The sequence below is a fragment of the Motilimonas pumila genome (assembly GCF_003596335.1).
Lineage (GTDB): Bacteria > Pseudomonadota > Gammaproteobacteria > Enterobacterales > CBDFNC01 > Motilimonas > Motilimonas pumila.
The window spans coordinates 270,577-283,176 of sequence record NZ_QZCH01000002.1 but is presented as its reverse complement, the minus strand read 5'-3'; the positions used below and the strand labels follow the sequence as shown (position 1 = coordinate 283,176).

Annotated in this window: 10 protein-coding genes; 2 read left to right on the top strand and 8 right to left on the bottom strand. The window is 43.7% G+C overall.

Translation table 11 applies throughout. The annotated features are described in order from the left end of the window. Positions 1-62: 62 nt before the first annotated feature. The 7 genes from D1Z90_RS03985 to rep all read right to left on the bottom strand — a co-directional run bounded on the left by D1Z90_RS03985 (position 63) and on the right by rep (position 9,638). Positions 63-1,229: a glycosyltransferase family 4 protein gene (locus tag D1Z90_RS03985; protein WP_119909441.1), complete on the bottom strand. Its 1,167-nt coding sequence runs from the start codon at positions 1,227-1,229 to the stop codon at positions 63-65. Beyond that, on the bottom strand, positions 1,222-2,121 hold the full coding sequence (locus D1Z90_RS03980) for a glycosyltransferase family 2 protein (RefSeq protein ID WP_119909440.1): 900 nt from the start codon (positions 2,119-2,121) through the stop codon (positions 1,222-1,224). Before D1Z90_RS03980 ends, D1Z90_RS03985 begins: the two co-directional genes overlap by 8 nt. 1 nt (position 2,122) lies before the next feature. Beyond that, positions 2,123-2,608, bottom strand: a complete 486-nt coding sequence (locus D1Z90_RS03975; RefSeq protein WP_119909439.1) for a tetratricopeptide repeat protein — start codon at positions 2,606-2,608, stop codon at positions 2,123-2,125. 137 nt (positions 2,609-2,745) lie between these two features. Beyond that, positions 2,746-4,797 (bottom strand): sulfatase family protein, encoded by a 2,052-nt coding sequence (locus D1Z90_RS03970; protein ID WP_119909438.1) that lies wholly within the window; start codon positions 4,795-4,797, stop codon positions 2,746-2,748. Positions 4,798-4,813: 16 nt separating this feature from the next. Further along, positions 4,814-6,118 (bottom strand): putative O-glycosylation ligase, exosortase A system-associated, encoded by a 1,305-nt coding sequence (locus D1Z90_RS03965; RefSeq protein WP_119909437.1) that lies wholly within the window; start codon positions 6,116-6,118, stop codon positions 4,814-4,816. Then, a complete protein-coding gene (locus D1Z90_RS03960; protein ID WP_119909436.1) occupies positions 6,111-7,466 on the bottom strand; it encodes a phenylacetate--CoA ligase family protein in 1,356 nt (451 codons plus the stop codon). The genes D1Z90_RS03965 and D1Z90_RS03960 overlap by 8 nt, the downstream gene beginning before the upstream one ends. Before the next feature lie 144 nt (positions 7,467-7,610). Continuing rightward, positions 7,611-9,638, bottom strand: coding sequence for a DNA helicase Rep (rep, locus tag D1Z90_RS03955; RefSeq protein ID WP_119909435.1), 2,028 nt, complete (start codon positions 9,636-9,638; stop codon positions 7,611-7,613). A gap of 263 nt (positions 9,639-9,901) precedes the next feature. Here rep and D1Z90_RS03950 point away from each other — a divergent pair, with 263 nt between their 5' ends. Beyond that, positions 9,902-10,366, top strand: coding sequence for an REP-associated tyrosine transposase (locus tag D1Z90_RS03950; RefSeq protein WP_119909434.1), 465 nt, complete (start codon positions 9,902-9,904; stop codon positions 10,364-10,366). Positions 10,367-10,376: 10 nt separating this feature from the next. On the opposite strand, the gene miaE is transcribed toward D1Z90_RS03950, so the two are convergent. Next, on the bottom strand, positions 10,377-11,144 hold the full coding sequence (gene miaE / locus D1Z90_RS03945; RefSeq protein WP_119909433.1) for a tRNA isopentenyl-2-thiomethyl-A-37 hydroxylase MiaE: 768 nt from the start codon (positions 11,142-11,144) through the stop codon (positions 10,377-10,379). Between the two features lie 184 nt (positions 11,145-11,328). Between miaE and D1Z90_RS03940 the strand changes: the two genes are divergently transcribed. Next, entirely contained in the window at positions 11,329-12,483 is a 1,155-nt protein-coding gene (locus D1Z90_RS03940; RefSeq protein WP_119909432.1) for a hypothetical protein, read from the top strand. Positions 12,484-12,600: the final 117 nt, after the last annotated feature.

The following is a 12,600-nucleotide window of genomic DNA, read 5'->3' as shown; positions in this document are numbered from 1 at the left end:
TTGTTTTCTCGCGCCATGACATTACTCAGCTAAGACACGACTACTGAATACGCCTCAGTTGTTTATGGGGCTAATTGCAATACTTGTTTACTGAGGCCTAAACAGGCCGCTTTAAAACTCGCTTCACTGTAATGCTTCGCAATTGCTTGCTGACCTTTTTGGGCTATTTTAGCTTGAGCGTGCTCCTGCTCTATGCAACTGATGCAATGCATCGCAAATTCCATCGCATCTGACGCGACAAGCAAATGCTGCTGATTGAGCAAATAAGGCGCAAATGCTTGCGCGCACAGATCCGTAGTAATACAAGGGCGAGAAAAGGCCAGAGCCTCTAATACCTTTATATTGCTGCCACCGCCTACCAGTACTGGCGCAATCACTGCCGAGGCGCTGAGGTATTCTGTAGCCAAACTATCAACAAAACCGGGCGCACTGATGTCGTAAACTTGCTGCCAATGAATGCGTACTTGCTCTGGCGCAGCCCCTACCAGTTTGACCTCTACGCTGGGGTAGGTTTGCCTGACAATTGGCAGCACTTGTTGTAAAAACCAATTAATAGAGACAACGTTAGGCTGGTACCACAAGGATCCTACAAACAATAACTTAGGGGATTCACAGTTGGGCTTTTGATGTGCTTGAGCCTTATCTTGACTTTGCAACAATGGAATATTGGGCAGAACTTGACTCTTGCTTTTAACGCCACTGACAACGTCTTGTTCGGCAACAAAAAATAAACCATCAAAGCGTGATAACTTTGCTTGATTAATGTACTGCGCCAATCGCTTTTTCAGCCACTGCTTGGTCAGTGAAACGTTCCATTGCAGCAGAGTGCTGTAACGATACTGAAAGTCATCCAGGTCAACAATGGTTTTAACACCGGCAGGAATCACAAGCTGGCTGATTGGCCACATATAGCGACCCACAATAAGGTCGTACTGATCTAGTTCTTGCCCTAATGACCGACAAACTTGCTGGTTGAATCTAACGCTTTTACTTAACCCTTGCCACCAGCTTTTTGCCAGCTCTGCCTTAACCCAATTAACGCCTTCAATAGCATGCTCCTGAACCACCTTGGTTCGCTTCGCTGGTGTGAGCTCTAAAATGTCTACCGGCCCCAACTCTTGTAACGATTGATATAACAAGGCGCTACGCTGAGCCGCACCGGAAGACTGTGCAAAAGGCGCTACACTGCACACAAGTAGAATGCGTTTGGCATTATCACAGCTAGACATTTCTTTGCTTACTTAAAATGGCATTGACGGTTTGGCGATCAAATAAATAATACCGCCAGCTTTTACGCAATTTGAGGTCTTTAAGTTGAGCATCCCAATACAGTTGTTCCACTTTTTCAGGGATACCCGCTAAGCCCGAACGATATATTTTTTGGGACAGTAACTTATTTTGAAAATAACGCATGCTGTAACGCTGACATCGACGTAAATAAAAACGAGGACTCATCAAGGCGTGTAACCATGTCGTATCGTAACTAAACTCAGCACCAGCACAGACTTGAGTTAAAGATTTATCCCAAGAATTTTGCAAGGGTTCTAAATTCCAATGCGCAAGTGCGCCGACTAGGCTATCGTCGCCAATAAAGCCTACCGGTAATCTGATATTTTGCTGGCGGATCCTTGCAACAAAATCCGCATTCAATGCATACAGGCAACCGGCAATACCACCATTAGCTACAATCTCTTTGCGGTATAAAGAATATTTGGCTTGGGGCACCGCTGAACATGCATTGAGGCGTGGGTCTTGCTCTAATTGAGTCACTAGATTAGAAATAGCATTTTCACCAACAAAACAATCGCCGTCTAAAAAAACATAATAATTGCCTACGCCAGTATGTTGATGAACCGCTTCATTCCAAGCATTACATTTATCTCCTAGGCAAATATCCACAACTTTTAGCCAAGGATGTTGTAAAGCAAACTGGTTCGCAATATCTACCGTGTTATCTCGACAACCATTAGCAACCAACACACACTGGCTTCGTCCAGAGAAACGAGCGTGTTTAGCCAAAGTATTAGCTACAGACTCTAAACAGCGAGTAATACTATCGGCTTCGTTGTAAGCAAAGATAGTAATAACAAGCTCAAACTCCTCACTACTTTTATCTGCCATATTAGGGTTCCTGAGTATGTGACGTCGTCGTATCTTGGTAAGCCGCAACCTTAGCCTTAAAGTTTTCGTGTCGTTGCTTTAATATTTTTGAATCCGTTGCACTGATACCTCTCGATAAAATAGACAGCGCCCTATCTGGTTGCTTATCAATCCAATAAATACGACTTAACTGTACATAAACCTGTACCCGTTTAGGGTCTACTTGCTGTACTTGTAATGCCAAAGCCTCCGCAGCTTCAAAATCAAAACTAAGTTCAAATAAGTAGCTTTTTGATAACAGTAAATCAAGCAATATGGGGTGTTCTTCAGGTGTCTGATCAATCGAGTAATCGAGGTTACGCTGCGCTGCGTTGATAAGGCCAGATTGTTTTCGCATGCTCTCAAGGTAGTGTTGGATCTGAACTAATGCGTGACAGTAATGATGAATATGCAAGTAAACATCAGCCCCTAAACGATCCGACCAATATTTTACATCAGGTCGACTCAAATCGTTTCCTTTTGAATGCGCCTTGGGTCCACAATAACCAGGTAAACGCCTTAGTTCATCTGGTGTAGCAGAAAAATTACCTATGCCTTTGGCATGGATGCTAGTGGCTAGCAAACAGCTAAGAATCAACAAGTATCTCACTGACTTTGTTCCTCTTGTTGTAACCAAAATGACAATTCATCAGCTAACGCTTGCCAAGGTGGTTGACTAAAATCACACTCATGCGCTTGATCACCATCAGTAATACAGCTCACCAACTCCCCCTTTCTAAGCATGATCCGCTCAAGTTGATAAGGACCTTTACGCACAGCCTTTAATCGCGAACGATTAATTGAAGCTAAATATTCAGGCTTAATTGTAAAAGTGCCATCTTCTTTATTAGGAATGTCCAATAGCTCAGTAATATTCGGGTAAACGTATCTGTCTTTAGGTAAACCAGGCATATTCCCCAACCACATACCACTTTCATAAAATGCGACGCTACTGCTATCTGCATGGCTAAGAGGTTGCCCTTGCATCTCTTCTGGCGCAGTTAAATCAAGTGCATCAAGTAAGGTTGGTGCAATGTCTAAACTACTAGTAGTAAATGTATTTATTTGATTTTTTTGGTTTCTTGGGTCATAGATAATCAAAGGTACTCGATAACTGGATGAATAAAGTAAATTGCCTTGACCCCAAGACTCTTGTTCAAATAAATCCACGCCATGATCAGCAAACACCACCACTAACGTATTATCAGCAATCCCAAGTTGTTTTAATTGTTCTAGCATTTCACCGACTAAGTCATCGAACTGCTTGACCGTACCATCGTACAAAGCATTAATTTGTTCGATATCAAAGCTGTGTTTATCCCTTTGCATGTTTTTCATGACTTCTTTTACAGAGCCGAAGCTCGCCATCACATATTTGGACTCACCCTGATAGTCTTGATTGCTATACATATTGTAATAAGGGGCTGGGCTGGCAAATGGCACATGCGCCCCTGCGGTGAATACAGTCAGTAAAAAAGGAGAAGGCTGTTCAGCAAGGTACTGCAGCTCTTTTTTTGCTAATTGATACATATGACCATCAATAGAAGTTCCCGCAACGTAAAATATCTCCGGTAACCAAAGCCGTCCGATCTCATTACTCCAAAATAAGCTCAAGAATAAACGCGAGTTTTTAGGGCCTTGTGCAATCAAGGTTTTGATATTCCACTGATCTGCTGGCAGTAATTGACGCTGAAATCCAAAGTCTAACTTACCTAAATCAGTTGCAGCCCAATCTCCCACCACAGAAGTGGTATAGCCGGCCTTATTTAATACCTCTGGAAATGCTTGCGAGACATCTACCGCAGCCGGCTGAACAAAGTTAGTCCGCACTTTGTGTTGCCAAGGGTAACGGCTGGTAAAAATGGAGGTCAAGCTTGGTGCAGTGCGGGCGAGTGGAACATACATGCGGTCTGCAACTAAACTCTTCGCAGCTAATCGATCAATATTTGGGCTAATGTTATTACGTGAATAACCATAAGCTCCAAGGCGATCTGCTCGAAGAGTATCCGCTCCCAACATAATGACATTTAGTTTTGTGTGTGTGTTCGCCACCTTAGCGTCTGGGCTAGGTTCCACAGCATTTGATAAGTGCCATGTATTCCAATAAAACACACCAGCCAGTGTTGCCAGAAATAAAAAACTAACGCTATTTAAAGCTTTATTAAACCTTTGCCGACTGAAGACAGAAATAAGATTTATCGCCAATGGCGTAACCAAAACGACAGCTAAAACAGCCACTCCAATGACCCAATTAGCTTCATTTAGCATAGGTTGAAGCATATTCAGCCACTTCATATCATAGCTAAAATTAATCACAACACGGGAAGGGTTATAAATCAGAAAATGACACAGTAAGAGCAAAATAATAGCGGCCGAACTCGACGCGATAAAAATGAGCTCAATGAGAATATGCTTAGGTAGCCACTTAAGCTGTACATAATGTCGATAACTCAGTTGGGTTCCATAGATCAATAACCAAGCCGTTAACCCTGAGGCCGCCAACAACTTGCCAATGGAGCGTATGACATCCACCCAAAACTGTTGCAACAAGTCACTATCAATGGCTGGCCCACCCATCGAAAAGTTGTAATAAGCATGACCGACTAATGCCAAGCTAAAAATAAGTGCCAATAACAAACTACGCACAAAATATGCCATTCAAGCCTCGTATTGGTTAGGAGTAAAAATTGCTCGCCCCTGTAGGACTGGATTGTTTTGCTGACGTTTCTTCTGGTGTTTGCAACTTACTCACAATCACCCCAGCGGTGATCACTATGCACAATAAATGGTAAGGTAAGTCGAAATACGCCATGCCAAGAAACGCACCGCCAGACAGGTACGCAACAAATGACACTTGAACATGACGTAACAGCTGGTTTAATTTTGCGCCTTCACTGCCAGGAGGGGCTTTGTTTGTTGCCTTAATCAATTTTTGCGCACTTAGCCAAGTGCTCAACCACAGCAAAATAAACAGTGCAAAAGCAATAAAGCCATGTTCTCCAATCACTTCAAAGTAAATACTATGAGCATCATGCACCATGCCGGGCTCAGGAGCATAAAGGTAAAAGATATCTTTTCTAAAGGTTTCAAACCCTCCACCCATCACATTACTGCTGGCCAGGTTTGTTGCCATTTGCCAGGCATTAATCCGCCCCATGGCTGATTGATCTTCTTCAAAGGTCTCAATCGTGTTCATGCGGTCAGTCCACTGACTAGGAGCAAAATTAAGCAACATCAAACCCACTAAAGCTGTAGCCATCATCGACAATATAGGCTGCTTACTTTTCAAACATAAAAAGCCCATCATCATTACGCCTCCCACTAAAGCGCCTCGTGAGTGAGTACCAATCACCGCAAACAGGCATATGACGGCCATCGCATTCAGTCCCATTTTGAGCCACCAGCGCTCCTCGACAACGGCCAAGAATCGTACCAAAGGCACAACAATCAAAATCGCTAAACCTATCTCGTTATTACCATAAATGAAGGAATCTGCGGGCCCTTGTACCCGATATATTCCGCCAGTGGTAATGGTAAAAATGCCTCCCTTAACCCCATAAAAGCCGATCGAAGCAACAATCACCCAAACCAAGGCTTTCAGGTCTTTGTAAGTGGTTAATATATAAAGAGATGCAAACACCATGATTTGAATTTTTAAGACCTTTTCTAACTGCATCCAAGCCAGCTCAGGATAAAATGCGTTAAAGGTGCTTAACACGGTACATAAAATGAAAAACAGCAAAATAAAGACCTTGCCATCACCCCAAGGCATGGTGAACTTTTCTTTCGTAAGTAACAAAGCGATCAACATTAAGATGGCGGTTGTTTGGGCAAAAGGGAGGGAATAAGCAAACCCATACACTAACCTGTGGGGGTTCATATAGCTCAACCAAGACCACACCAACACCGCCCAAATAGGTCGTTTCAAACAAAATGGGATCAAGCCTAAATAGAATAAACTCAGCGCAATATCACGCATAGTCCCAACTTACTCCCACTTTGCTTTCTACGTATTTAAATTTACCGGATTGCTCCCTAGCAATTTGATCAACACGCTCGATATCCAATTGAATATCCCCTAAGCGCTTGCGAAAGTTGTTACGAATGAAGCTTTGACAAGCTTCGCTGTAAGTATCATCAGTGACGAGCAACACTCTCGTGTGTAATCGTGATTCTTGTATGATTTTGAATTCTGTCACGCTCGGTAGCTCTCGCAAGACATAAATCAAGGACAAGGCATGCATAGCCGTGCCATCAGCGGTGATCACAAAGTCCGTCGTACGCCCTTCGATACTCTCAAGCATAGGTAAATGCCTGCCACAAGGACAAACTTCGGTGCTCAAGCAAGCTAAATCTCCAGTACGATAACGTACAAATGGAAAATCTTGTGTTGCCAAATGAGTCACTACCACCTCGCCAATTTCACCTGCGGGCAAAACCTTGCCATGAGGGTCTACAATTTCCACAATAATATCTTCAGCGGAAATATGCATACCTCCATGGGGGCAAGCATGGGCAATAAAACCCGCATCGCGGCCACCATACCCATTCGCTACAGGACAAGAAAAGACTTCTTCAATTAGGCTCTTTTGATTTTCAAACAAACGTTCAGACGTCACAAATGCGACTTTAATACCTAACTGAGTCAAGTCACAATTATGCTTTTTAGCGTACTGAGCAATCAAAGATAAAGAGGAGGGATAACCAAACAACATAGCAGGTCGAAATTGTTTGATGGTTGCCACATACCGAGCTAGATCCGCTTCAGCCATGGCGAATGCAGGCAACAATTGTGAGCGCAATAAACGATCTCGCCATCGCTTCACTTTATCCTGCTTACTTAGCTCAATAGGTGAACCCCATACCACAAGTTCTTTATCCCCAATATCTACATCCCACCATTTGGTTGCTCGCCATTTAGCAGCAATATCATGGCTTTTACGCTCTTTACCAACAAAAAACTGTAATGGTTGTCCGCTTGAACCACCGGTATTAAATAAGGTGAGATCTTTCGCCAAATTCGACTTCAATGAATCTCCGGCTTGACGAATACAGGCTTTATCTAACAAAGGTAAAGCTTGCAAGCCACTAAGGTCCGTTAACTGCGAAGGAGAAAAAGCCAAATCGGCAAACAGGTTTTGATAATAAGGAACATGCTGTTGAATATTCTGTAAAAACTGACGCAGTTGAAGCAGTTGATTTTGAGCCAGTTGCTCAGGTGTATGCCACTGGGATAGTTCTAGCTGATGCATCTTTGCCACGCTAGCGTGACCTTTCAATTGCTCATGCAATGGAAATAACAATGAAGACACCACCTTGGTATACATGCCTCACTCCTTGTGAACGAATACTCAACAATGGGAAGATATAATTTCATCTTTCACTTTAATTGGGATTCTATAAGGATAGGATACGATGGATTAACCCGTGAAATATTTTGCTTACTGCGATATCAAGCGGCTGATTGGTTTTTAAGTATCACTCGCTTTTTTTAACAACGCCCGTAAATTCGCTACGCCTTTTTTACCTTTTTCTTGTTTCTGCTCTTTGCTTTCTTGTTTTTGACCGCTGCGCTCCCAATTCACGTCGTCTTGGGGCAACTCGTCTAAGAATCGGCTGGGTTCAGGGCGAATGGTTTCGCCGTATTGGCGTCGTTCACGGCAAAGAGTGAACGTGAGTTCTTGCTGAGCGCGAGTAATACCAACATAAGCCAAACGTCGCTCTTCTTCGATATTGTCTTCATCTATGCTGGTTTGGTGCGGCAAAAAGCCTTCTTCCATGCCCACCATAAATACAAACGGAAATTCCAAGCCTTTCGAAGCATGCAAGGTCATTAACTGCACTTGGTCTAGCTCGTCATCGTCTTCGCTGCGCTCCATCATGTCTCTGAGCATCAAACGGTTAACCACTTGGGCCAATGTCATAGGCTCTTCTAAATCATCGCCTTCAAGCCATCCGGTAACCCATTTAAATAACTCTGACACGTTTTTCATACGCATTTCAGCAGCTTTCGGGCTTGGGCTGGTTTCATACAACCAGTCTTCGTAGTTAATATCTCGCACCATGTCGCGCACCGCTGAAACAGGATTGCCTCGCTCAGCTTGATCTTTGAGCTCTACTAACCAACGAGAAAAATTGCGCACGGCATTGAGCCCTCGGCCACTCAAGGTTTGCTCTAACCCCAGTTCAAACGTTGCAGCAAAAAGGCTAATACCACGCAAGTTGGCGTAGTTACCCAGCTTTTCTAAAGTGGCCGGGCCAATCTCTCGGCGCGGCACATTAACGATGCGTAAGAAGGCATTATCGTCGTCATGATTAGCGAGTAAGCGCAAGTAGGCCATCACGTCTTTAATTTCAACGCGAGAGAAAAAGGAGGTGCCGCCGCTGATTTTATAAGGAATACGGTTGGTCATCATGGCTTTTTCAAGCACTCGGCTCTGATGATTGCCACGGTACAATACCGCGTAGTCTTTAAAGCTGGTGCCATTCATAAACTTGTGCCCCATTAGCTCAGCCACAACTCGTTCCGCTTCATGCTCTTCATCTTTGGCATACAGCACTCGCAGTGGCTCGCCATAGTGCAACTCACTGAACAAGGCTTTCTCATATTCGTGCGGGTTATTAGCAATAAGGATATTGGCAGATTTTAAAATCCGCTGGGTCGAGCGATAATTTTGCTCTAGCTTTATCAACTTAAGGTTTGCAAAGTCTTTTTTCAGCAAGACTAAATTCTGCGGCCTGGCGCCGCGCCAAGAGTAAATAGATTGGTCATCGTCTCCTACCACGGTAAAGCGGGCGCGTTCACCGACCAACAATTTTACCAACTCATATTGGCTCGTATTGGTATCTTGGTATTCGTCCACCAATAAGTACTGTATTTTTTGCTGCCAACGCTGTCTGACTTCTTCCTTAAATTTTAGCAACATGGTGGGCATTAAAATCAAATCATCAAAGTCGAGGGCATTGTAAGCCGTTAAATGGCGTTGATATAAATCGTAAGCTTTAGCAAACAGCACTTGCTGTTCACCTTTGGCTGTTTTTAAGGCTTGTGGGGGAAGTATTAAATCGTTCTTCCAGTTGGAAATTTGCGTCACTAACAAGTTAAGCAGGTCTTTATCTTCTTCTAATTCATTGACGGTAAGCTCTTTTAACAATGCCAATGAGTCTTGGTCGTCAAACAAGGAAAAGCCCGGCTTAATGCCAATCACCTTATGCTCACGGCGAATGATATCTAAACCTAAGGTATGAAAAGTGGATACCGTGACGCCCTTAGCCGCTTTTTTACCGAGTGTTTCCGCGACCCGCTCTTTCATCTCTCTTGCCGCTTTATTGGTAAACGTCACCGCTGCGATATTGCGCGGATTGTAGTTGCACTTTTGCACCAAGTAAGCAATTTTGTTGGTGATCACCCGTGTTTTACCACTGCCCGCACCCGCTAATACTAAACAAGGCCCAGAAATATATTTCACGGCTTCATCTTGGCGAGGGTTCATTTTCATGGTGATTAGCTTTCCAACTTAAAAAGGGACTGGGATTTTACTCTTACCATCACAGCGGAGCAATTTTAATCACGCAGCAACGAGGTTTCCTTAAGACCAGCATGATTGCAATTTCTTTTACCTCAAGCGCCCGCCCAGAGCAGGCTCTCACGCTGAATCACATCACACAAAATAATTAGGCCTATCTCACTGATTTCACTATTTTTCAGAAAATAAAATTAAATCACGCTAGGCTTAAGTTTATTTAGCTTGCTTGACCGAACATGACTCAACGTCATCCTACGCCCCATTACCTTATCACGCTGTTTACCGCGGATCGCAGACCCATTTTCAGCTTATTCAAAAATGCACGTATTGCCATTAGGGCCTTGCAGCTCTCAGACGCGAAAGGCGCCAGTAAAACAGTCAGCTTTGTGGTTATGCCCGATCACCTGCATTGGCTGATGCAGCCCCAAGCCGATGTTGAATTAGCCAAGGTGATAGCCAGTGTCAAACAAGACAGTGCCAGTAGTATTCAAGAGCGCCAAAACCATGACTTAGCCATTTGGCAAAATACTCATCACAGCCAGCAACTTAAGCTAAGCGAAGACATTCAGCGAGTCGCTCACCTTGTGGTAAATACTCCCTCGCGAGCAAGTTTAGTCACTGACATCGCCTTTTACCCGCACTGGGATAATGTCTACCTGGGCACCACGCCTAAGAATGAAGGCGATGTAGCAAAGAAATGAAAGCCATTAACTAGGCCGCTACCGGTGAACCGCTGTGAAATTTGAAATCGCTATCATCAGAAGTGATTAAGTCAGCTTCCACTTGGCCAAAAAATGCCACCCGCTCACTGATATCTTTACCGGCGATTTGCTCGGCCAATGTTAAATAATCTTGGTAATGGCGCGCTTCCGAGCGCAACAAGGAAATATAAAATTTATTTAAGTCGTCATCCAAGTGAGGGGCTAACTTGGCAAAACGTTCACACGAGCGCGCTTCAATGTAAGCGCCAATGATCAACTTATCGATTAATGCATCAGGCTCATACGTTTTAACGTGCTTTAGCATGCCTTTGGCATAGCGCCCTGCCGTAATATTTTGATACGGGATTTGGCGCGCATCCATAATCTCAAGCACTTGATAAAAATGATGTAACTCCTCTTTAATCAGCAGCACCATTTTATCTATCAAGTCTTGGCTATACGGGCTATCGCTGCGCGCGGTAATGGCTTTTGAAATATTGTTCTGCCCCTTAAGCGTCTCAAGAGTACCTACTTTTTTATATACAAACTGCTCATAAGGCTTAAACCATTGCAACAGCGTTTCAGCGCCTGCTTTATCGACCGCGTACTTGCGAATTAAGAACATGGCCGACTGGCCAGCTTTTAATTCACACAATAAATGGTCAATCAAAATCACCGGTAAACGCTCGGGCTTTTTGGCCTCATGGATCCAAGCATCTGGGGTTTCAGATTGTAAAAACTGCTTAATGGGGGCCAATAATGCTTGGTACTCTTGCATGAGAACGTCCTACTCGAAGCGCAAAAAAATAAGGCGCATATTACCACATTTACACCCTAAGTTCAGCGCTTTGACGGTGTCAGCAATTAGACTGAAGGTGACTTTATTTTGACAACACAGATCACAAAAATGTCACATTTAATCATTAACATGCGCGTGATTGTTATTGCAGGGAAGTATCAACATGAAATTACCAAAACTCCTTATCGGCTCGCTGTTGGGCCAATGTATTATTGCTGGATTACTCGTCATTACTTTTTTAAAAGGGGCTGAGCATCTAGAAGCTGAACAAAATGACGTGGCGCGTTACCAAGATATAAAAGCCAAGGTGGCTATCGACATCAAACAAACCGTGATTGATTACCTTAATACAGGTGACGCGGCCATTCTTGCTAAAGCAGAAAAGCAGCTTGAAATTTTAGAAAACTCACTCCGCTTAATTGACAACGAAATGACCGCCAGTGTGATTTATCAAATTACATTACTGCGCTTAGATTTAACCCAAAAATACCGCGCTGCCGGCAAACTCGGTAGCAATGCACAAATTGTATTGCAAAATGCGGAGCGTGAATTAGGGGACAATATTAAGCTGTTGTCTGAATATGCTGACAAGGGGGCCAACATTAACCCGGTCGCCGCTCATGATTACTATGCGGTGTCTGCCGAAATGGCGCAATCAGCTCATGTTTTAAGCCTGCTACGAGACCAATACTTAGCGAATAGCGATGACAAAACAAAAACCAGTATATTGTTTCAGCTTGAGCAACTGAAACAACAAGTTTTGCAACTTGAACAGCTGCCTCGATTAGGCCTAATGGAATCGAATATAGATGAAGATGAAGACTTTTTTGGTCGCAGTGATGAATACGCCGCAGCCGACCAAGTCGAGAGCATCATTGCAGACCTCACCAGCCTCACCAGCAGATACCCAAAAGAAATTGAGTATACGCAGGCACGTTTAGAAGAAACCCAAGTATTAAAAGAAGAGTTATTAACCCGTACCAACCAAGTCGCATTGAACGTAAAAAGCATTGAGCATAGCTTATTTGGCGTTAAATCTAATGCCTTCGTCAACATTCAGTACACTTTATACGCCCTGATTGCCGCTTCGGTATTAATGGCACTGATCCACTCTTTAGGTCAGCATCATTGGTTCCACAAACCATTAAAGCGTTTCCAACAAGCGCTACAAGTACAGGCCGAACGCGGTAATACCAGTAATATTAATGAACAAGAATTTAAAGGGGATTTTCACCGCGTGGTAGGAGACTACAACCGTTTGGTTGAAATATCGAAAGACAAGCTGGCACGTATTAAGCGTTTGTACCAAGCGACCTAACACGCTCACTGTATCTAAGAAGCTGACTCATTAACGAAGCTTGTGGCAAGGATAGCGTAAGTGGTTCAACTGAGCACCTTCGGAAAAATAAATAACGCCGCTAATGCGGCGTTATTC

What these genes read in the sequence shown, in the direction of transcription:
- D1Z90_RS03980 (WP_119909440.1), bottom strand. Translation starts at nt 2,121, where the DNA reads ATGGCAGATAAAAGTAGTGAGGAGTTTGAGCTTGTTATTACTATCTTT.
- miaE (WP_119909433.1), bottom strand. Translation starts at nt 11,144, where the DNA reads ATGCAAGAGTACCAAGCATTATTGGCCCCCATTAAGCAGTTTTTACAA.
- D1Z90_RS03985 (WP_119909441.1), bottom strand. Translation starts at nt 1,229, where the DNA reads ATGTCTAGCTGTGATAATGCCAAACGCATTCTACTTGTGTGCAGTGTA.
- D1Z90_RS03970 (WP_119909438.1), bottom strand. Translation starts at nt 4,797, where the DNA reads ATGGCATATTTTGTGCGTAGTTTGTTATTGGCACTTATTTTTAGCTTG.
- D1Z90_RS03960 (WP_119909436.1), bottom strand. Translation starts at nt 7,466, where the DNA reads ATGTATACCAAGGTGGTGTCTTCATTGTTATTTCCATTGCATGAGCAA.
- D1Z90_RS03940 (WP_119909432.1), top strand. Translation starts at nt 11,329, where the DNA reads ATGAAATTACCAAAACTCCTTATCGGCTCGCTGTTGGGCCAATGTATT.
- D1Z90_RS03950 (WP_119909434.1), top strand. Translation starts at nt 9,902, where the DNA reads ATGACTCAACGTCATCCTACGCCCCATTACCTTATCACGCTGTTTACC.
- rep (WP_119909435.1), bottom strand. Translation starts at nt 9,638, where the DNA reads ATGAAAATGAACCCTCGCCAAGATGAAGCCGTGAAATATATTTCTGGG.
- D1Z90_RS03965 (WP_119909437.1), bottom strand. Translation starts at nt 6,118, where the DNA reads ATGCGTGATATTGCGCTGAGTTTATTCTATTTAGGCTTGATCCCATTT.